Source organism: Amycolatopsis sp. NPDC059021 (genome assembly GCF_042739895.1).
Lineage (GTDB): Bacteria > Actinomycetota > Actinomycetes > Mycobacteriales > Pseudonocardiaceae > Amycolatopsis.
In genome coordinates this window covers 421-20497 of sequence record NZ_JBHYIQ010000013.1, presented here as the reverse complement: position 1 = coordinate 20497, position 20077 = coordinate 421, and the positions used below count along the sequence as shown (strand labels likewise).

The following is a 20077-nucleotide window of genomic DNA, read 5'->3' as shown; positions in this document are numbered from 1 at the left end:
GTTAAGGCCACCTTACGGGCGCCAGACGCCCGTAAGGTGGCCTTAACGGCTCTTCCCCGCCACTCCCGACCCGGCGTTATTGTCGGCCCCCTCCCCTAGGATGTTCGGCAAGGGGGCCTCGATGTGTCGCGAACGACGCGTTGGGGACGTTGATCGTCGCGAACGACGCGTTCGGGACGTGGCCGTGTGTCCTCTGTGGCCAGTGCCCCGCTCGCGCCGGCACCCTCGGCAATGCGACCGCCGCGAACCCTGCCCGGGAAACGCCGAAGGCCACCCCGGGACGAACCCGGGATGGCCTTCGTACAAGAGAACCAGGCGACTTACCGCTCGGACAGCGGCGTGTAGTCGCGCGAGGTGTGTCCGGTGTAGATCTGCCGCGGGCGGCCGATCTTGGTGGCCGGGTCCTGGATCATCTCGCGCCAGTGCGCGATCCAGCCGGGCAGCCTGCCGAGCGCGAACAGCACGGTGAAGAACTTCGTCGGGAACCCGAGCGCCCGGTAGATGAGGCCGGTGTAGAAGTCCACGTTCGGGTACAGCTTCCGCTCGACGAAGTAGTCGTCGGAAAGCGCCGTCTCCTCGAGCTTCTTGGCGATGTCGAGCAGCTGGTCGCCGCCCTTCAGCTTGCCGAGGATCTCGTCCGCGGTGTTCTTGATGATCTTCGCGCGCGGGTCGTAGTTCTTGTAGACCCGGTGCCCGAAGCCCATGAGCTTGACACCCTTTTCCTTGTTCTTCACGCGCTCGACGAACTTGGCGACGTCACCGCCGTCCGCCTGGATGCCCTCGAGCATGTCGAGCACAGCCGCGTTCGCGCCGCCGTGCAGCGGGCCGAACAGCGCGTTGATGCCGGCCGAAATCGAAGCGAACAGGTTCGCCTCGGACGAACCGACCAGGCGCACGGTCGAGGTCGAGCAGTTCTGCTCGTGATCGGCGTGCAGGATGAACAGCAGGTCGAGCGCCTTGACGACGTCCGGGTCGACGTCGTACGGCTCGGCGGGGAAGCCGAACGTCATCCGCAGGAAGTTCTCGACGAGGCCGAGCGAGTTGTCCGGGTAGAGGAACGGCTGCCCGACCGACTTCTTGTAGGCGTACGCCGCCAGGGTCGGCACCTTGGCCAGCAGGCGGATGGTGGACAGCTCGACGTTCGGTTCGTCGAACGGGTTGAGCGAGTCCTGGTAGAAGGTCGACAGCGCGGATACGGCGCTGGAGAGCACCGGCATCGGGTGCGCGTCGCGCGGGAAGCCGTTGAAGAACAGCTTCAGGTCCTCGTGCAGCAGTGTGTGCCGCTGGATCTTCTCGCTGAAGTCGGCCAGCTGGGCCTCGGTGGGCAGCTCGCCGTAGATGAGCAGGTAGGAGACCTCGATGAACGTCGACTTCTCGGCCAGCTGCTCGATCGGGTAACCGCGGTAGCGCAGGATGCCCGCGTCACCGTCGATGTAGGTGATGGCCGAAGAGGTCGACCCGGTGTTGACGAAACCGGGGTCGTAGGTGACGTACCCCGTCGTCGCCAGCAGCTTCCCCAGCTCGATCCCGGGCGCACCCTCGACCGGGTGGACCACCTTGAACTCGTGTTCGCCACTCGGCAGGCGCAGCGTCGCGGTGTCGCCGGGCTGCCCCGCAGTCGTCGCGTCGGACATGCAGGTCCCTCTCAGATCTGGCACGGGACGGCGGCGCCTGTAGGTTCCACAGGTAGCCACGTGTTCACCGCGAGAACCTGACGCCTCGCTGCACACCGCCCCGCTGGGGTATGAATTCCCCTCTACGCTAGTCGAGGTAGGGGGCAACGCGCAGCCGATGCGTTGCCCGTAACGGCCCCTTTGGGACCAGGTTCACACGGTGGATGCCATTTCCTCCGCCGTCGGCGGTTCGGCGCCGCTTCGGGAAACCGTGATCGACGCCGCTTTCGCCGCGAATCCCAGCGCCTCGTGCCACTCGCCGGCACCGAGTCCGCGCAGCTGGGTCACCCCGCGCGAATGCAGCCACGCCACCAACGCGCCCTGCACGGTGTCGCCCGCCCCGATCGTGTCGACGACGTCGACCCGGCGGGACGGGACGTGGGCCAGCTCACCCGCGTCGGTGATCACAACGAGGCCGTCGGCGCCGCGGGTCAGCACGACGGCGTCCACACCGGACTCCACCCAGGTTTTCGCGGCGGCGATCGGGTCCGCGCCCTCGGCGAGCCACGCGGCGTCGTCGTCGGAGATCTTCAGCAACCGGACGTCCGGCAGCCACGAAGCGAAACGCGCCCGATACGCGGCGGGGTCGGCGATCAGCGCCTCGCGGATGTTCGGGTCGAGAACGGTCAGCACGCCGCGCGCGGCTTCACGGCGCAGCATCGCCTCGTACGCGCTCGCGCCGGGTTCGAGGACCATGCCGAGCGTGCCGAGGGAGAGCGCGGTCACGTCGTCCGGCAGCGGGCCGGGGTCGGTGACGAGCCGGTCGGCGGTGCCTTCGGTGTAGAAGGTGTAGTGCGCCGAGCCGCGCTCGTCGAGCGCGACGACGGCGAGAGTCGTCGGCTCGTCTCCGCGCTGCACGAGATTCGTGCCGACGGACGACGCGTGCAGCCGGTCGATCAGCGCGCCGCCGAACCGGTCGGTGGACACACGGGACAGAAACTGGACAGGAACGCCGAGGCGTCCCGCCGCGAGCGCGACGTTGTAGGGGCCACCGCCGAGGCGTGGCAGCAACGCGCGCAGTCCACCGTCCACAGTGGAATCCAACGGGGCACCCGGAACGAGGTCGACGAGCGCCTCTCCACCAACCACAATCACGGCGGCGAGTCTAGAGGATTCGCGCGCGGCGAAACCTGTCCGATCCGGGACAGGAACCGCTCAGGATTCCTTGACCAGCCCGCCGAGGAGCAACTCACCCAGTGCGGTGAACGCCTTGGCGTCCGACACCGCGGTCCGCTCGCCGAGCACCCCGGTCTGGATGCCCTCGATGATCAATCCGGCCATTTCCGCGACAAGCCGCGCGTGGACGTCGCGGAAAACGCCGTCGGCCACGCCTTTGTCGATGAATGTCCTGATGCGCCGCGCCGCCGCGCGGCTGTTGAGCTGATAGGTGTCGCGGGCCGGGCCGAAGTTGCCGATATCGGTCATGAACGCCGGCGAGGCGCGGTCGAGATGCGCCGAGACGCCGGCGAGGTACTCCCCGATCAGCTTGCGCGCGTCGTCGATTCCGGAGATGCGCTCCTCGATCCGCTCCGCGGCGCCCTTGAAGAAGTGCGCGACGACCTTGACCGCGAGCTGTTCCTTGCTCGGCGCGAGCGTGTAGAGCGTCGACTTCGAGCAACGAAGGCGGGCGGCGAGGTCGTCGAGGGTGAACTGCGCGAAGCCCTCGGCGAGGAACAGGGTCTCGAGCTGGGTGAGCAGCGCACGCTGCCGTGCCGTCGGCCGCCTGGCCTCGCGGAAGGAGGCCTGCGCCCTGGACGGCGCGTCGCTGTCGGACATCGGACCACTATCCCTCATCGGTCGGTGTGCCCCAGCTCACCGCTACTGTACTGTAAATTGCTCTAGAGTACTGTTTTCAGTACAGCTGTCTTGGAGGGGACATGCCCGCGGAACGCCTGCTGCCCAGTTCGGAGGCCGAGGATCTCGTCGCGCTGGCGGCCGAAATCGCCCGTGACGAACTCGCGCCGCGCGCCGGGGAGTACGAGGAAGCCGAGCGCTTCCCGCGCGAGCAGTTCCGCCTACTCGGCAAGTCCGGGCTGCTCGGGCTGCCGTACTCGGAGCGCTGGGGCGGCGGCGAGGTGCCGTACGAGGTGTATCTGCAGGTCCTGGAGGAGATCGCGGCCGCGTGGATGTCGGTCGGCGTCGGCCTCTCGGTGCACACCATGTCCTGCTACGCGCTCGCGCACTACGGCACGGACGCGCAGCGTGACCGCTGGCTTCCCGACATGCTCGAAGGGGACCTGCTCGGCGCGTACGCACTGTCGGAGACCCAGGCGGGCTCCGACGCGGCGGCGCTGTCCACCCGTGCGCGGCGCGACGGCGACCAGTACGTCGTCAACGGGACCAAGGCCTGGATCACCCACGCGGGTGAAGCCGACTTCTACACCACGATGGTCCGCACCAGCGACGACGGCGGCCGCGGCATCTCGTGCCTGCTCGTCGACGGCGGGACCGACGGCGTCTCGGCGGCGCCGAAGGAGCGCAAGATGGGCCTGACCGGGTCCACCACCGCGCAGATGATCTTCGAAAACGCGCGCGTGGACGCCGACCGGCTGCTCGGCGACGAGGGCCACGGGCTGAAGATCGCGCTGTCCTCGCTCAGCTCGGGCCGACTCGGGATCGCGGCGTGCGCGGTCGGCCTCGCCCAGGCGGCGCTCGACGAGGCGGTGGCCTACGCGAAGACGCGCAAGCAGTTCGGGAAGGCGATCATCGACTTCCAGGGCGTGGAGTTCCTGCTGGCCGACATGGCCGCGACCGTCGAGTCCGCCCGCGCGACCTACCTCGACGCCGCGCGCCGCCGCGACCGCGGGATGCCGTTCCAGCGCCAGGCGTCGATCGCGAAACTCGTCGCCACCGACGGGGCGATGAAGGTGACCACCGACGCCGTCCAGGTGCTCGGCGGTGCCGGCTACACCCGCGACTTCCCGGTGGAGCGCTATATGCGCGAAGCCAAGGTCCCGCAGATCTTCGAGGGCACCAACCAGATCCAGCGCATGGTCATCGCCCGCGAACTCCGCACCGCGTAACCCGCCATCAATTTAACCCTCCGCACCGATATGATCACCTGTGGTTACATCGAGTACGTGAGACAATGCGGGCGACGTGAGGAGACGCTGTGACAGCAGTACCCAAACCGAACCTCCAGGCACAGACAGGCCGCCGGTGGGAGATTCCGGATCACCTGCTGTCGATCGACGAGTACGCGGCCCTCGGTGAGACCGATTCCGGATTCACCGAACTCGTGGAGGGCCGCCTCGTGATGTCACCTAGTCCCAAGCCGAGACACAACATCGCAATATTCCGGCTCGCAAAGCAGTTGGAGCCTCAACTGCCGGAACACCTTTCGCTCGTCCCGGACACCGATGTCGACCTTTGTCTGGTTCCTGCTGGTGAGCCAGGTTTCTCACGGCGTCCCGACCTGCTCGTGGTCGACCGCGCAGCGGTAGCGCGAGTGGACAAAGACGACGACATGCTCCGCGCCGATGAAGTGCGGATCGTCGTGGAGGTCGTCTCACCGGGTTCAAAGCGCACCGACTACCAGACCAAACATGGCGAATACGCCGACGCTGGAATCCCGCGCTACTGGATCGTTGACCTCAGCAAGCCGATCTCGCTCGTCGCTTGCCACCAGGCAGGCGAACTGGGCTACCAGGACGCTCCAGCGGTGACCGGTGCTTACACCGCGAACGAACCGTTCCCGGTCAAGGTGGATCTCGACGCCCTGCTGGACGCCTGAAGGCGTCCTTACCGGAGCCCCAGACCGGTAAGGACGCCTTCTCCCCTCAAATCCCCCCTTGATCTATCGGTTGTCGCCGTCCTGCGGGACGGACGCCGGAACCGATGGGCTCACCCGGTTGATGTCGCCGCTCAGCACCCATGCCCGCTGGCTGGGCGCGAAGCGCGGCGAGAGCAGGCCGTCGTTGATCTCGCGCGTGACCGCGACGCGGTTGTACGCCGTTGCAGGCAGGTACAGCCGGTCGTTGGACTGACCGCCGTCGGACGTGCCTTCGAGGTCCGCCTCCACGGCGTCGACAATGCCGTCGTGATTGGCGTCGACCCGCGCGACTTCGGCCGCGTACGCGTCGAAGATCCGCTGGCTCAGGTCATACACGTACGGCTCGAAGGACGCGGTCCGCACGTAGACGTCCAGCAGGACCTCGTTGCTCAGCCCGCTCGGGATGAACCGAAGCCGCTTTTCCTTGTGGTCGTCGTTGTTCGGCATCGGCCGGTCCGGATCGTCCGGGCTGGTGTTGAGCAGGCGGTCCGGATCGCGTGGGATGTTCGGGTTGTCGCCGTCGACCTGCGGCTTGTTCTTGACGCCCGACGGGCCCGAGCCGGGCACGATCGAGGACAGCGCGCCGATCTTGCCCTTCTCGAACGTGCCGGGAAGCCCGCCGGTGAACGGAAGTTCGTACGTCGGCGGCGTCCAGTTGGTGTACTGGTTGAGTTCCCAGTACGAGTGCAGGTCGCTCTGCTGCGTGGCGTTGTACGCGCCGAGCGACAGCTGCACCGGCACCAGGTTCGACACCTTGTCGGGCCAGTGGTCGTTCGCGGACGGCTCGTGCGGGGCCTTGCCGTCGGTGGTGAACACCGCGCCGGGTTTGTTGTGATAATCGCCCATCTTGGCGAGCGCGACGGCGTCGGCGGCGGTGATCTTGCCGAAGGCGGCGTGCCCGTCCTTCCGCGGCGCCGCGACGTCCGGCACCGTCACGTCGTGGATCATCCAGCCCTCGTACCAGCCGGATTCGTTGTTGATGACGAACAGGCCCGAAATGTCGGTGAACATGTCGACGAACGAACCGGGATCATTCGGATCGATCGGAAGTCCCGGCTTGGGTTCGACGACCACCCGAATGCCGCCAATGGTCGGAATGTCGTGATTGGGGCCGGTCGCGGTGGGCGCGACCCCGTCGTTGATCCCCGGAATCGTCGTGGTGAACACATTCGGTTGGAAATTCTTCGTGTCCAGCAGGTAGTACTGGAATAACTGGCTGGGTGTCGGAGCCTCGGAAAACGCCGTCATCGGCTCGAACGTGGTGGGTCTCCCGGCCAGCACGGCGAGTCTGTCCTTCAACGGCTGCGGCAGGAACTTGACGTCCCCGCGGTCGGTGAAAAGTCCTTGCGGCGCAACGGCTCCCGCTGCCCCCGAGAACGACGTGGTCGCCCCCAGCGCCAGCACCGCGGCCACCGCGGTCACGGCTTTCCGCTTGTTCGGCATGATCACTCCTCGCTTGAACGGGCGCTCCCCGCGTTCGCCGGCCGGACGCGGAGGAGAAATCAAGGGGTCCCCTCGACCGGAGATATGCGGCCGAGTTACAGCCCGGCAGCGCGCCCTTATGGGTGTACCGCGGGCGGTCCGCCGGTCCTATCCTCGGTACGCATCGGAGCGAGGGATATGGAGTCCCGATGGCGGGGAAGTCCCAGCCGGGCTGGGAAAGGATTTACCGGGAGAATGTCCGGTGGGTGCACCGGCTGATGCTGGCCAAGGTGGGGAACCGCGCGGACGCCGAGGATCTCACCACCGAGGTCTTCCTGGCCGCGCTGAAACCCCTGCGCACCAACGCGACCGAGGAGGAGGTCCGCGCCTACCTCGTGGCGACGGCCAGGACGGTCCTCGCCGCGCACTGGCGACGCCTCTTCGGCCGCGAGATCACCACCATCGGCCTCGACGAAGTCAGCGAGATCCCCGACACCGACCGGGAAAACGGCAACGGATCGAGCGGGATCGCCGCACATCACCGGCTGGAGGCCATCCTGGCCGAACTGCCCGAACGCGCGCGTGAGGTCTTGCGGTTGCGGTTCCTGGAGTCATACTCCTTGCAGGACGCGGCCGACGAACTGGGCTTGACGCTGGCGAACGTCAAGGTCATCCAGCACCGGGCGCTCAGGCTCGCCGCGCGGGCCGCGGCACGGATCGAGGAGCGGACATGAACGACGTCAGCCGCTTCGTCGACAGCCTCATCGGCCAGCATCCGCCCGAACCCTTCCGACCGGACGACGAAGAGGCCGAAGCGATGCGCGCGGCCATCGAGCTCCACGCGGCCCAGACCGCCGACACCGCGCCGAGCGCAGAGTTCGTCGCGCGCCTCGAAAGCGAACTCGCCGAGCAACTCGACGCACGATCCGCGAAGGACAAACTCGCCACCCGCCGGCGCGTTGTCCAGACCGCGGGCATCGCCGCCGCCTCGCTCGCGGCGGGAGCAACCATCGACCGATTCGTGCGGGACGGCTCGACGCCCGAGCAGCCGAAACCCGCGGGTACCTGGCAGATCGTCGCCGCGAGCGGAGACCTGCGGGAAGGCGACGTGCACGAATTCGAGCTGGACACCTTCGCCGGATACGTCACCCGGACCCCCGGCGGACTGCAGGCGGTGTCCTCGACCTGTACCCACCTCGGCTGCCGTCTCCAGCTCGACGCCGCGGCACGGCAGCTGACCTGCCCGTGCCATCCTGCCGTCTTCGCGCTCAACGGTGACGTCGTGCGCTACGACCTGCCGATCGAACTCCCGCCCCTGCCGCGTGCCGACGTCCGGGAACGCGCCGGATTCATCGAGATCTACGTACCAGTGAAGCGCGTTTGAGCACACCCGGCGCCGTGCCAGGACATCGGGATCCCGCCATGTTCACCCCACAGAAAACATGGACCTCGCCCGACGCCGGCACCTGCCGGACATCGATTCAGCGCATTCACCGGCTCGTCGGTTGTTCATTCCGGTGAATACTTTTGATTTTCCTCACCACGGTCGCACGTGTCAACCGTGCGGCCAATGACCGTGCGGATGCACGAGCCGCGCTCTCACTGCCACACCAGGAGCCCGGCGTTTTACACACCGAAGGGAAGATGTCATCCCAGTGCGTGGTGATCAATCGGACGGCGGTTGAAACCGATGTTCATAGTGCTGGACAATGACGCACACAATGCGACACGCCGGACCACGTCTCACGGTGGCTTTCCGAAAGGAGCGACTGCACGTGAGCACTCCCGACACGGGCGCGATCGCCACCAAGATCAACGCCCTCATCGAGGAAAAATGGCGGCACCAGCCGAAACCGCCGGGTAACGCGGCCATCGCCAGGGCGATCCGCGAGGAGACCGGGCTGTCGATCTCCACCGGCTACCTGTGGATGCTCCGCACCGGTGAACGGAAGAACCCCACCGGCCCGCGGCTGCAGGCGCTGGCCAAGTTCTTCGGCAAGCCGGCCGGGTACTTTCTCGACCAGGACATCACTTCCGAGGACATGGATCTCGCGACCGCGCTGAGGTCGAGCGGTGTCCGGACCATCGCACTGCGCTCCGACGGCCTGTCCGAACGGAGCCAGCGGGCGATTCTGGACATGATCGAACACGCACGGGAAATCGAACGGCTCGACCACGACGACGATGTCTGACCGCGGCCATGAACGCCGCGTGGCGGAAGACCCGGCACCGTGTCGCCGCCTTTTCCCGATGTCCCGTCCTGAGCCCTGTCCCGGCCGGGCACGCCGCGGACCCGGAGGTGGGTGACGTGATCGGCAAACGGCTCCGGAATCGCTGCCAGGCGCTGGTCGAAGCGGTGGACGTCTCCCAGCCCTTCACCGCGCGATCCCTGTGCGGGATTCTCGCCGAACAGCGCGGGCGCAGGCTCTACGTCCATCCCCTGCCCCGGGACATGAACGACGAAGGAACACCGTGCGGCGTCTGGCTGGCCACCGACGTCGCCGATCACATCTTCTTCGAGGAACACACCTCGCCGTTCCACCAAGAGCACATCATCATGCACGAGCTGGCCCACATGATCTGCGGGCACACCATCGCCGACCTGCCCGCCGAGCTGGACGCGCGGATACTGGACGACACCGCCGACCCCCAGGAGATCCAGCAAATCCTCCTGCGCACGAGCTATAGCACCGACCAGGAGCAGGAGGCCGAGCTGGTGGCGACACTCCTGCTCGAGAAATCCGCGCGGCTGGGCAACAAACCGGGCAACGCCCAGGAACTCCGGCTCAGCTCGGCACTGGGCATCAAGCAGTGAGCCTCGACCCGCTTCGCTTCGTCCTGCTGATCGCCTGCTGGACGGTCATCCTCGTCCGGCTCCCGGCGCTGCGCTCGGCCGAACAACGCCTGATCTGGTTCATCCTGCTGCTGCTCGGCGGTGGCATGCTCATGCTCCAGAACCCGGTGGCGAAGGCACTCGAGCACGTCGGGATCCCCAACCTCGAAAGCCTGCTGTCCAGCCTGATGGCGATCGGGGTCGCCACGCTCTTGCTGAGCCTGGCATTGCACGTCGCGGGGCGGGACGAGTCACGACGTCCGCCATGGCGCAGACCGCGACTGCTGTGGTGCTGGGCGACGATCGCGATCATGATCGGCACCTTCACCGCGGTCGACACCCTGAAAATCCCCACCAGGGCACGCTTTCTCCCGGTGCCCGGCGCCTTCACCGCGCACACCGTCTACTGGATCGCGTACCTGCTCTACATGGTGATCATCACCGCGTGGACCGGCGTCGCGCTGCTCCGGCATCTGAAGAGCACCCGCAACGCCGTCCTCCGTCTCGCCCTGTTCCTGCTCGCCGTCGCGATGGCCGCGTTCCTGGTCTTCCTCGCCACCCGGGTCGCCTCCCTGTTCTCCGCGACGCCGTTGCTGCCGACAGCGGGCAAGTACGTCTCGTCCCTGCACACGATCGGCATCCTCGCCGGGTGCTCGCTGGCGGCGCTCCTGCCGCTGTGGCAAGCCGTCGTGAACCTCTGGCACAGCCAGAAGCTCTACTCGCTGTGGAAAACCTTGTGCGAAGCCATTCCGCACGTCGCACTGCAACCGCCACGCGGCAGGCTCAGCGATCTGCTGCGGTTCACCGACACCCGGTTGCGCCTCAACCGGATGATCATCGAGATCCGGGACGGCCTGCTGGTCATGCGCGAATGGGTCACCCCGGCCGACCTGGACACCATCCGCGAGACACTGCACAGTGTCCCCGAAGAGCGGGCCGAAGCCGTGAAAACGGCGTGCTGGCTGAAAATTGCCTTACACGCCAAGGAAACGGGCCGCCCCCGCGCCGAGGAAACCCTCGATCTCGTCTACCACGGCGGTGTGGACATCGAGAGCGAACTCCGCTGGCTGCGCCGGATCGCCGCGGCCTGGCGCTCGCCGGCGGTCGCGGCGTATCCGGCGTCAGCTCAGAGTGTCACCCGCTGACCTGCCCGGAACACCGCGACCACGTCACGCAACGCACCCAGATCCTCGCCCGGATCCCCCGACACCGCGAGCAGATCCGCGTCGAACCCCGGGCGAATCCGGCCTTTCCGTACGCCGACTCCGCACGAATCCGCCGCGAGGCTGGTGACAGCCGCCAGCACCTCGACCGGCGCAATGTCCACAAAGGACCGGAACTCCTCCAGCCCGCGCGGAAGACAGTCGTGCGGCTTCTCGACGACCACACCGGCGTCGGAAGAACACACCAGCCGCACACCCGCCTCACGCATCCGCGGCAGCAACTTCCGCGCCGCGATGACGCGCGGGGAAAGCGGGGCGCCGCCGAGCACCCGACCCGCGGTCACCCCGACATACACCCCGCGCTCCGCCATCGTCCGCACCACGGCCCAATCCGCGGCAGCGCCGTCCGCGCTCATGAACGTGCCGTGTTCGACGCCGTCGACACCGGCGTACACCGCGTCCGCGATCCCACCGGTCCCGTGCGCGTGCGCGGTGACCATCGTCTGGGCGGCATGGGCCGCTTCGACGACGACGCGGAGCCGCTCGACGTCGTACTGCGACTCGTACGGAGCGCTTCCTGGGGTGATGCCGCCGCCGGTCGCCATCACCTTGACCACGTCGACACCCCGGTCGACACGCTCGGCCACCGCCGCACGCAACTCGTCCAGCGAGTCGGCCTCCCCGCCGAGAAACCAGCAATGTCCGCCGGTGCTGGTGATCGGCGGCCCCGACGCGAGGATTTCCGGACCGAGGCCACCACCCGCGGCGAACCCGTCCCGGACCTCCAGCGCCAGGTAATCCCAGTCACCCAGGTCCCGCACGGTGGTGACCCCGGCCCGCAGCGCCTGTACGGCATGACGACGCATCCGCGCCGCGAGCGCCTGCCTGGCCTCGACGTCATACGCACGCAGCGGCCGGGGATCCAGCGCGCCCGGCTCGAAACCCAGGTGCGTGTGCGCGTCGACCAGACCGGGCAACAACGTGACGTCGCCCAAGTCGGCCACCGGGAGATCGTGCGCGGGGCGAGCGCCGGAAAGGTCCGCCGCCACGATCGAGCCCTCGCGGATCACGACCAGCGGCGAGCCGTGGTGCAGCGCGGCTCCGTCGAACAGCCGCGCCGCACGCAGTCCCCACGGCTGGGTCACTCGCGGTACCGCCGGTCCTTCGCGACACCGACCCCCTGCGACTCGTCGAACTGGTACACCTCGTCACCCCGCACGAACACCCGCAACGCCCGGTTCATGACGTCCAGCGGATCGCCCGACCACAGCACGACGTCGGCGTCCAAGCCCGGCTTGAGCGTGCCGATCCGGTCGTCGAGGCCGAGGATCTCCGCCGGGTGCGCGGTGAGCGAACGCAGCGCCGTCACCGGGTCGAGCCCGTCCTTGACGGCCAAAGCCGCTTGGTACACAAGGAAGTTGATCGGGATGACCGGGTGATCGGTGGTGATCGCGAACTTCACCCCGGCCCGCGCGAGGATGCCAGGCCCCCGCAGCGTCCGGTTGCGAAGCTCCACTTTGGACTTCGTGGTGAACAGCGGGCCGAGGATGATCGGCACGTCCCGCTCGGCCAGCAGATCGGCGATGAGGTGGCCCTCGGTGCCGTGGTTGATCACCAGTTTGTAGCCGAACTCGTCGGCCAGCCGGATCGCGGTCACCATGTCGTCCGCGCGGTGCACGTGCTGATCCCAGTACAGTTCGCCGGCCAGCACCCTGGCGAGCGTCTCCTTCGTCAGGTCGACGTCGAACGGCTTGCCCTCGTCGTGCGCGTAGTCGCGCTGTGCCTGGTAGTTGCGGGCCTTGGTGAACGCCTCGCGCAGGATCGCCGCGACACCCAGCCGCGTCGACGGCGTCTGGTTCTTCTCGCCGTACACCCGCTTCGGGTTCTCACCGAGCGCGCTCTTGACGCTCACGTGCTCGGCGAACGTCATGTCCAGGATGCTGCGGCCCCAGGTCTTGACGCCGATCGTCTGGCCGCCGATCGGGTTCCCCGAACCGGGCTTGATCACGACGCTCGTGACGCCGCCGGACAGCGCGTCGTCGAATCCCGGCTCGTACGGGTCGATGCCGTCGATCGCACGGAACCGCGCGCCGTTCGGATCGGTCATCTCGTTGGTGTCGTTGCCGGACCAGCCCTCGCCGTCCTCATGGACACCGAGGTGCGCGTGCGCGTCGATGAAGCCGGGCAGCACCCACGTCCCGGCCGCGTCGACGATCTCCGCGTCGTCCGGAACGTCGACGTCGGCCTCCGCCCCCACGGCGACGATCCGGCCGTCCTCGATGAGCACGATGCCGTCGTCGATCGGATTACCGTCGATGGGGACGACGTAGCCCCCCACAATCGCCTTAGCTGACATACTTTGACACGCTAACGAACGCGGGCGGCCGCACGCACGCGGCTTCCCGAAATGGACCGGCTCGTGATCACGGCACCCGGATCCCCCAGCTCCCGGTCCAGGAGGACGCGGGCTCGAGGTCGATCAGGTCGGTGCCGGTGTTGAGCGCGTCGGCCGGGCAGGTCATCGGCTCGATCGCGACAGCCCGGCCGCGCCCGACGAGATCCTCCGGCGTGAACACCTGCACCCAGCGGAAGTCGCGGCCGGCCCAGACGACGAGGTGCTTGTCCTCGTGACTGAGCACGTGGTGGTACTGCCCGTCCTCGGCGAAGTCCAGCCCACCGAAGGCGGTGTCGAGATCGATACCGGCGAGCGCGCGACCGTGCCGGAAGTCGTACTCGGTGTCCTCGACGTCTTGTTCGTCGCCGTAGGGCATCTGCTCGTCGCCGAGGTAAGGCCGGACCCGGGTCGCGGACAGCGTCAGCGTGAGCTCGTCGGTCGGCACGTCGCCGATGCGGAAGTATGGATGCGTCCCGACGCCAACACCGATCGGCTGCTCGCCCTCGTTGCGGATCTCGTGCGTGATGACGAGTTCGCGCGGCGCGATCTCGTAGGTGATCGTCGCGCGCAACGGCACCGGCCAGCCGGGCTGAACCTCGACGTCGACCGCGAGGGTGATCGAGGATTCGGCGTGTTCGAGGAGTTCCCACTCCTTGCGGCGGGTCAGGCCGTGGATGGCGTTGCCGCGGGCCTCTTCGGTGATCTCGAGCTGCTGCTCCTCGCCCTGGAACGTCCACTTGCCGCCCTTGGTGCGGTTGGGCCATGGGAGGAGGACCTGACCGGCGCCCTTCGGCGGCTTCTCGCCCTCGGGGAACTCTTCGACGTACGGGACGCCGTTGACCTCGAACGCGCGCAGCCCCGCGCCGATCTCGGTGACGACGGCGCGTGCGTTGCCGCGGGTGATCTCGAACTGCTCTCCGGTCGGGTTGCCCATGCGGACGACCCTACCGGCGGGTGGACTCCAGGAACGCGACCCACGCGGCGGCGGAGACGGACAGGTTCGCGACAGGCGCCTTGGAGTCCCGAACCCCGATGACCTGCGGAGTCGCGGCTACCTCGACACAGTTCCCGCCCGTCCCGTCTTCGCTGTAACTGCTCTTGCGCCAGCCAACAGCCGAAAAGTCCACAGTAGACACCCGATATCACCTCTCCAGTTCGACTACAGGTTCGCGACGATCTTCTCGATGAACTCCACCGAATCGTCCACGGACAAGGCTTCTTCTCGCAGCCGGGCGAAACACAGCTTCACCCGCTCCAGTTTCGCAGAACCCTCGAATTCCATGTGGCCAGGAACGCTGCCCAGGTGGACAAGATCCGGATGATCGCCATCCTCGAAGCGCAGGATGGTAAAGGCCCCGTCCATGCCCATATTCGCCTTCTCACTGTGCGGCATCACCTGCAGCGACACCGTCGGAAGCGTGGTGGCTTCGATCAGGCGCAACAGCTGGGAACGTAGCACCGTACGGCCACCGATCGGCCTCCTCAACACAGCCTCATCGACAATGGCCTCCAAGCGCAGCGGAGCATCCTCGTCGACGAGTCGCCGCTGCCGGAACAGCCTCGCCTGCACGTCATTCTCCAATCGCTGTGGACTCCGAACGCCCACACTCCCCAGCGCCGCTCGCATGTAATCCTCTGTCTGCAACAGACCAGGCATATTGGCCAGCTGCCAACACTGCACCAAGCTCGCACCGGCTTCACTGCCGATATACCCCCTGTTCGGAATCCCGTAGGCGCGCCACCAGCCTTGCGTCTTGGCATGCCTGGCGAGATCGATCATCTCGTCGTCACGACAGTCATAAACGTCCATAGCGGAACGCACGAAGTGCACATCGGCGTAGGTCTCGCCGGTCTCCATACGCTGCAACGTGCTTCGCGAGGTATCGAGCAAAGCAGCCGCTTCGTCCAGGCTCATCCGAGCCCGCTCGCGCAGCCGCCTCAATCGCCGCGCCAACCGCAGTTTCGACAACATCGGACTGTCCAGCGCCACTGCCACTACCTCCCGTGCGCGAACGATCACTACATGCTGCCACCTGGGACCGACAATCCGGGAATCCCACCTCAAACGCGAAGTGACCCAAAAAGTAAACTCATTGCACTTATGCACTGACTGCTGCTTCACTGATGTCCTCGACCGAAGGAAGGAACCACCGTGAACATCAGCATCATCGGCGCCGGGCCGGGCGGCCTCACCTGCGCGCGCATCCTGCAGCGGCACGGCATCCCGGTGACGGTGTACGACCGAGATCCGGACGCGATCTCCCGCAACCAGGGCGGCTCCCTCGACCTCCACGAAGAAGACGGCCAGCTCGCACTCCGCGAAGCGGGCCTGCTGGACGAGTTCTTCGCGCTCGCCAGGTTCGAGGGGCAGGAAATGCGCATGCTCGACACGACCGGGCGCATCCTGGCCCGCCACCTGCCGGAGGAGGGCGAGATGATCGCCCCCGAGATCGACCGCGGTCAGCTTCGCGATCTCTTGGTGCGTTCACTCGCACCAGGGACGGTCCAGTGGGGACGCACCCTCGAATCGGTGAGCGGACCGTCCGGCGGGCCGCGAACGCTGACCTTCGCCGACGGAACGACCGTCGAAACGGATCTCGTGATCGGCGCGGACGGCGCCTACTCTCGCGTCCGCGCGGCGGTGTCGTCCGCGACGCCGCAGTACGTCGGGATCAGCTGCCTCGAAGCATGGTTCGACGACATGGAGACCGCGCATCCCGAACTCGCCGAACTGGTCGGGGAAGGCGGCGCCCACATCGCCGACGGCGAGCGCGGACTTTTCCCGCAGCGCAACAGCGGCGGCCACATGCGGGTCTACATCATGCAGCGCGTCCCGGCGGACTGGATCGCGGCGAACGGGCTTAGCCCCGACGACACCGAGGGCATCCGCGCGTACCTGCGGAACGAGTTCGCGGCCTGGTCGCCGGAGGTGCGCCGGCTGGTCACCGACAACGACGGCCCCTATGTCGATCGCCCGCTGTTCGCCCTGCCGGTGCCGCACACCTGGGAGCACTCGCCCAGCCTGACGCTCCTGGGAGACGCCGCGCACCTCATGCCGCCGCTCGGCGTCGGCGTCAACCTGGCCATGCTCGACGCTTGCGAACTCGCTCTCGCCCTCGCTCGCTCCGCCAACCTCGACGACGCGGTGCACGCCTACGAGAAGTCGATGCTCCCGCGCTCGATCGAAATAGCCCAGCGACTCGAAGGCGGCGCCGAAGATCTACTGGCCGCGCACGACCCCGACGAGATCGGCCAGTTCGTCACCGGCGAGGCCCGCTCTTGAACCCGTCCCAAAGGCGTGAAGGCCTCCTTACCGGCCTTGAGCGCCGCGAAGGAGGCCTTCCCTGCCTCCAGATCCACAAAGGACACTTCCGTCGAGGGTCACCGCGGCGCGTGGCCGGACGCCGAGGGACGCCCTGGGTGCGTTGAGTGCAACGAGGGCGTCCCTCGGTGCGTCGAGCGCACCGAAGGCGTCCCTCGGCACATCCGGCCTCGTGCCCGAAGTTACTAGACCGGTCGTCATAGTTTGGGTTACAGTCGACGGCATGGTTCGTCGCACCGATACCCGGCAGCGGATGCTCGACACCGCCGCCGACCTGTTCCACGCCCAGGGCTACCACGCCACCGGCCTCACCCAGCTCACCACCGCGGGCGGCGCACCGAAGGGCTCGCTCTACTTCCACTTCCCCGGCGGCAAGGAGCAGCTCGCCGCCGAGGCGCTGCGCCTGTCCAGCGAACGACTGCGCGAGGCACTACAGACCATCGTCGAGCAGGCGCCGGACGCGGCGACCGCGATCGATCGCGTCGTCGAGGCGATCGCCGAAATCCTGGAGGCTTCGGACTTCCAGCGCGGGTGTCCACTTGCGACAGTCGCGCTCGACGCCGCGCAGGAGAGCGAAACCATCCGCGAGGCGTGCACCGAGGGCTACACGTCCTGGCAGACCCTGCTCGCCGATTACCTTGTCGAGCAAGGGTTCCCGCGCGATCGCGCGCAGGACCTCGCCACCGTCGTCCTCGCCTCCATCGAGGGCGGCATGCTGCTCGCCAAGACCCGGCGCGACGTCGCGCCGCTGCGCGCTGTCGCAGGCCATCTGCACGACACCATCGAACGGGAGTTGCCCTGATGCGCGTCCACCACCTGAACTGCGGCACCATGCGCCCTCCCGGCGGGCGCCTCATCGACGGCGAGCCGGGCCTGTTCCGCCGCGCCACCATGGTTTGTCACTGCCTGCTGCTGGAAACCGGCACCGGGCTCGTCCTCGTCGAGACCGGCACCGGCACCCCGGCCGTCGAGAACCCCGCGGGCTGGCTCGGCTCGGCGTTCGTCCGGCTGACCGGCGCGGTCGCCGACCAGGAACTGACCGCGGTGCACCAGATCCGCGAACTCGGCTTCGATCCCGCCGACGTCCGCGACATCGTGCTGACCCATCTCGACCTCGATCACGCGGGCGGGCTCGTCGACTTCCCGCACGCGCGCGTGCATGTCTACGCCGAAGAACTCCGCGCCCTGCAGGCACCCCACGACCGCCGGGAGCGAAACCGCTACCGCCGCGTCCAGTTCGCCCACGGTCCACTGTGGAAGTCCTATTCGGACTCCGGCGATTCGTGGTTCGGTTTCGACGCCGTCCGCGAGCTGGACGGCCTGCCACCGGAGATCCTGTTGATCCCGCTGGCCGGGCACACCAGGGGCCACGCGGGCGTCGCCGTCGATACCGGCAACGGCTGGCTGCTCAACGCGGGTGACAGTTACTTCTTCCCCGGCGAGCTGGAGCCGGAGCCGAATTGCCCACCGGGGCTTGCCCTGTTCGAGGGACTCATGCAGACGGTGAAAACCCCCAGACTGGACAATCAGCGCCGGTTGCGCCAGCTTGTGAAGGAGCACGGGGACGAGGTCACGGTGTTCTCCGCACACAACTCCGTGGAATTCGAGCGGCTGAGCGGGAGGAGCAGGGTATGAAGGTGCATCACCTGAACTGCGGAACCATGCTGCCGCGGGGCGGCCGCCTGCTGGACGGGCAGCCGGGGCTGTTCCGGCGTTCCCCGATCGTGTGCCACTGCCTGCTGATCGAAACCGGCGACGGCCTGGTGCTGGTCGACACCGGCTTCGGCACCCAGGGCGTCGCCCGCCCCGCCGAATGGCTCGGCAGGATGTTCCTCGCGATGACCAGCCCGCGGACGGTGGCCGAGGAAACCGCTGTCGCGCAGATCAAGGCGCTCGGCCTCGACCCCGCCGACGTCCGGCACATCGTCGTCACGCATCTCGACGTCGACCACGCGGGCGGCCTCGCCGACTTCCCGAACGCGGTCGTCCACCTGCGCGCCAAGGAACACGACATGGCGACGTCGCCGAGCAACCTCGCCGAGAAGAACCGCTACCGTGCCGTCCAGTTCAGCCACCGTCCACTGTGGAGCAGCTACGACGAGGCGGGCGACGAGTGGTTCGGCTTCCAGGCCGTCCGCTCACTGAAAGGCCTGCCGCCGGAAATCCTGCTCGTGCCGCTGTCCGGCCACACGCACGGGCACACCGGCGTCGCGGTCCGCGCGGGTGACGGCTGGCTCCTGCACGCCGGCGACTCGTACCTCTTCCACGGTCAGCTGGACCCGGCGGGGCCGCACTGCCCGCGCGTTTCGAGCGCTTATCAGTCCTTGCTGCAGATGGACCGCCACACCCGGCTGGAGAACCTCGCACGCCTGCAGGAATTGGCGCGGAACCACCAGGACGAGATCAAGGTCTTCTCGGCACACAGTCCTGTCGAACTCCAGGCACTCCGCCGCGACCGAGTTGCCTTTTCAGGCTCACACGAGCACAAAAAAGGGCAATAGATCACCCTCGCAACTCCTCTGACCTGCGGAAATAATTCTTATTCAGCGGCAGATAACAACGTTGCTCACCAGTGTTCCAGATCACAGTGGCGCACCCTTTCGAAGCCTCGGGCATCTCTATTTGCGAAGACACAAACACACCAGCAAATACGCGATCTCCCATTCGAGGGGCTGATTATGAACATCACCAAGAAGACGATTCAGCGGGCCACGATGGCGATCGCCGCGGTCGCGGCGGTGGGCGCACTGGGGGCGTGCTCGACCGGTAACGCCGCACCGGCGCCGCAGGGTTCCGGCGGCGCCGGGGGCGGGATCGGCGCGGCGCCGAACGCCGGGACCGCCAAGGACACCAGCGCCCAGGGTGGCGCGGACGGCGTCACCGGCTCCCAGCGGACCGGCGCCGGCAAGAGCAACCCTGGCACTCCCCCCAACTGCCTGAACCTGAACGTGGCGTGGCTGAACCCGAACCCGCTCAACGGGGAAAGCACACAGTGGAAGCTCCCGATCGTCCTGACCAACAAGACCAACACGACGTGCGTCGTGCGGGGCTTCCCCGGCGTCCGCCTCAACGGCGAAGACGGCACCACCTGGGACCTGGTCCGCTCCAGCGACGCCATCACCCCGGTCCAGCTCGGCCCTGGTGAGCGCGCCACCGCCGACGTCACCTACTCCACCGCCGTCGCGCTCAACCCGGAAACGGGATCGGGCGGCGGTGACCCTTCCGGCTGGCACGTCGCCAGCGTGTCGATCACCCCGCCGAACAGCACCAACACCCAGACCCTGCCCTGGGTGAACCCGATCGGCCTGGTCAAGCAGGACGCCGCCACCCACCCCGGCACCTACGTCGGCGCCGTCCGCCCCGGCGAATAACGGCCGCGCCACAACGAAAATTGCGGGGGGGACCAGGGGTGGCCCCGCCGGTTTGGGTGGGGGGGCCCCCCCCCCCGGGACCGGGTGTGGGAGTGAGCCCCCGCGCGGGGGGGGGGGCGCGTGTGT

At 67.5% G+C, this 20077-nt stretch carries 21 protein-coding genes; 12 read left to right on the top strand and 9 right to left on the bottom strand.

The window, feature by feature from the left end:
• Window positions 1-320 precede the first annotated feature (320 nt).
• The 3 genes from ACFWX1_RS10140 to ACFWX1_RS10130 all read right to left on the bottom strand — a co-directional run bounded on the left by ACFWX1_RS10140 (window position 321) and on the right by ACFWX1_RS10130 (window position 3449).
• Window positions 321-1634 (bottom strand): citrate synthase, encoded by a 1314-nt coding sequence (locus ACFWX1_RS10140; RefSeq protein WP_378385826.1) that lies wholly within the window; start codon window positions 1632-1634, stop codon window positions 321-323.
• Between the two features lie 192 nt (window positions 1635-1826).
• Window positions 1827-2768, bottom strand: a complete 942-nt coding sequence (locus ACFWX1_RS10135) for a carbohydrate kinase (protein ID WP_378385824.1) — start codon at window positions 2766-2768, stop codon at window positions 1827-1829.
• Window positions 2769-2828: 60 nt separating this feature from the next.
• The gene (locus ACFWX1_RS10130) at window positions 2829-3449 is read right to left on the bottom strand and encodes a TetR/AcrR family transcriptional regulator (RefSeq protein WP_378385822.1); all 621 of its coding nucleotides are present in this window, start codon (window positions 3447-3449) and stop codon (window positions 2829-2831) included.
• Window positions 3450-3550: 101 nt separating this feature from the next.
• On the opposite strand from ACFWX1_RS10130, the gene ACFWX1_RS10125 reads away from it, so the two are divergent.
• Both ACFWX1_RS10125 and ACFWX1_RS10120 read left to right on the top strand, forming a co-directional pair.
• On the top strand, window positions 3551-4696 hold the full coding sequence (locus ACFWX1_RS10125; RefSeq protein ID WP_378385820.1) for an acyl-CoA dehydrogenase family protein: 1146 nt from the start codon (window positions 3551-3553) through the stop codon (window positions 4694-4696).
• Window positions 4697-4785: 89 nt separating this feature from the next.
• The gene (locus tag ACFWX1_RS10120; protein WP_378385819.1) at window positions 4786-5406 is read left to right on the top strand and encodes a Uma2 family endonuclease; all 621 of its coding nucleotides are present in this window, start codon (window positions 4786-4788) and stop codon (window positions 5404-5406) included.
• Between the two features lie 63 nt (window positions 5407-5469).
• Here the strand turns inward: ACFWX1_RS10120 and ACFWX1_RS10115 are convergent, their stop codons facing one another.
• Window positions 5470-6888, bottom strand: coding sequence for a hypothetical protein (locus ACFWX1_RS10115; protein WP_378385818.1), 1419 nt, complete (start codon window positions 6886-6888; stop codon window positions 5470-5472).
• A gap of 188 nt (window positions 6889-7076) precedes the next feature.
• Here ACFWX1_RS10115 and ACFWX1_RS10110 point away from each other — a divergent pair, with 188 nt between their 5' ends.
• The 5 genes from ACFWX1_RS10110 (at window position 7077) to ACFWX1_RS10090 (ending at window position 10845) form a co-directional block, all read left to right on the top strand.
• Window positions 7077-7601: an RNA polymerase sigma factor gene (locus tag ACFWX1_RS10110; RefSeq protein ID WP_378385816.1), complete on the top strand. Its 525-nt coding sequence runs from the start codon at window positions 7077-7079 to the stop codon at window positions 7599-7601.
• Entirely contained in the window at window positions 7598-8251 is a 654-nt protein-coding gene (locus tag ACFWX1_RS10105) for a ubiquinol-cytochrome c reductase iron-sulfur subunit (RefSeq protein ID WP_378385814.1), read from the top strand. Before ACFWX1_RS10110 ends, ACFWX1_RS10105 begins: the two co-directional genes overlap by 4 nt.
• A gap of 391 nt (window positions 8252-8642) precedes the next feature.
• Window positions 8643-9059, top strand: coding sequence for an XRE family transcriptional regulator (locus ACFWX1_RS10100; RefSeq protein ID WP_378385813.1), 417 nt, complete (start codon window positions 8643-8645; stop codon window positions 9057-9059).
• Window positions 9060-9175: 116 nt separating this feature from the next.
• Window positions 9176-9682, top strand: coding sequence for a hypothetical protein (locus ACFWX1_RS10095; RefSeq protein WP_378385811.1), 507 nt, complete (start codon window positions 9176-9178; stop codon window positions 9680-9682).
• The gene (locus ACFWX1_RS10090) at window positions 9679-10845 is read left to right on the top strand and encodes an MAB_1171c family putative transporter (protein ID WP_378385809.1); all 1167 of its coding nucleotides are present in this window, start codon (window positions 9679-9681) and stop codon (window positions 10843-10845) included. Before ACFWX1_RS10095 ends, ACFWX1_RS10090 begins: the two co-directional genes overlap by 4 nt.
• Here ACFWX1_RS10090 and ACFWX1_RS10085 read toward each other — a convergent pair.
• The 5 genes from ACFWX1_RS10085 to ACFWX1_RS10065 form a co-directional block, all read right to left on the bottom strand.
• Window positions 10827-12008, bottom strand: coding sequence for an amidohydrolase family protein (locus tag ACFWX1_RS10085; protein ID WP_378385808.1), 1182 nt, complete (start codon window positions 12006-12008; stop codon window positions 10827-10829). The genes ACFWX1_RS10090 and ACFWX1_RS10085 overlap by 19 nt on opposite strands.
• Window positions 12005-13219 (bottom strand): amidohydrolase, encoded by a 1215-nt coding sequence (locus tag ACFWX1_RS10080; RefSeq protein WP_378385806.1) that lies wholly within the window; start codon window positions 13217-13219, stop codon window positions 12005-12007. Before ACFWX1_RS10080 ends, ACFWX1_RS10085 begins: the two co-directional genes overlap by 4 nt.
• Before the next feature lie 67 nt (window positions 13220-13286).
• Window positions 13287-14192, bottom strand: coding sequence for an aldose 1-epimerase family protein (locus tag ACFWX1_RS10075; protein ID WP_378385804.1), 906 nt, complete (start codon window positions 14190-14192; stop codon window positions 13287-13289).
• A 10-nt stretch (window positions 14193-14202) separates the two neighbouring features.
• Window positions 14203-14394 carry a DUF397 domain-containing protein gene (locus ACFWX1_RS10070; protein WP_378385803.1) on the bottom strand — a complete coding sequence of 64 codons (192 nt, stop codon included), beginning with the start codon at window positions 14392-14394 and terminating at the stop codon, window positions 14203-14205.
• 23 nt (window positions 14395-14417) lie between these two features.
• Window positions 14418-15248 carry a helix-turn-helix domain-containing protein gene (locus tag ACFWX1_RS10065; protein WP_378385801.1) on the bottom strand — a complete coding sequence of 277 codons (831 nt, stop codon included), beginning with the start codon at window positions 15246-15248 and terminating at the stop codon, window positions 14418-14420.
• A gap of 162 nt (window positions 15249-15410) precedes the next feature.
• Here ACFWX1_RS10065 and ACFWX1_RS10060 point away from each other — a divergent pair, with 162 nt between their 5' ends.
• From ACFWX1_RS10060 to ACFWX1_RS10040, 5 genes are all read left to right on the top strand, one after another.
• Window positions 15411-16541: an FAD-dependent oxidoreductase gene (locus tag ACFWX1_RS10060; RefSeq protein WP_378385799.1), complete on the top strand. Its 1131-nt coding sequence runs from the start codon at window positions 15411-15413 to the stop codon at window positions 16539-16541.
• Window positions 16542-16803: 262 nt separating this feature from the next.
• The gene (locus ACFWX1_RS10055; RefSeq protein WP_378385798.1) at window positions 16804-17382 is read left to right on the top strand and encodes a TetR/AcrR family transcriptional regulator; all 579 of its coding nucleotides are present in this window, start codon (window positions 16804-16806) and stop codon (window positions 17380-17382) included.
• Window positions 17382-18215 carry an MBL fold metallo-hydrolase gene (locus tag ACFWX1_RS10050; protein ID WP_378385796.1) on the top strand — a complete coding sequence of 278 codons (834 nt, stop codon included), beginning with the start codon at window positions 17382-17384 and terminating at the stop codon, window positions 18213-18215. The genes ACFWX1_RS10055 and ACFWX1_RS10050 overlap by 1 nt, the downstream gene beginning before the upstream one ends.
• Window positions 18212-19081, top strand: coding sequence for an MBL fold metallo-hydrolase (locus tag ACFWX1_RS10045; protein WP_378385794.1), 870 nt, complete (start codon window positions 18212-18214; stop codon window positions 19079-19081). The genes ACFWX1_RS10050 and ACFWX1_RS10045 overlap by 4 nt, the downstream gene beginning before the upstream one ends.
• A gap of 177 nt (window positions 19082-19258) precedes the next feature.
• Complete coding sequence (locus ACFWX1_RS10040; RefSeq protein ID WP_378385792.1) at window positions 19259-19951, top strand: DUF4232 domain-containing protein; 693 nt, start codon at window positions 19259-19261, stop codon at window positions 19949-19951.
• Window positions 19952-20077: the final 126 nt, after the last annotated feature.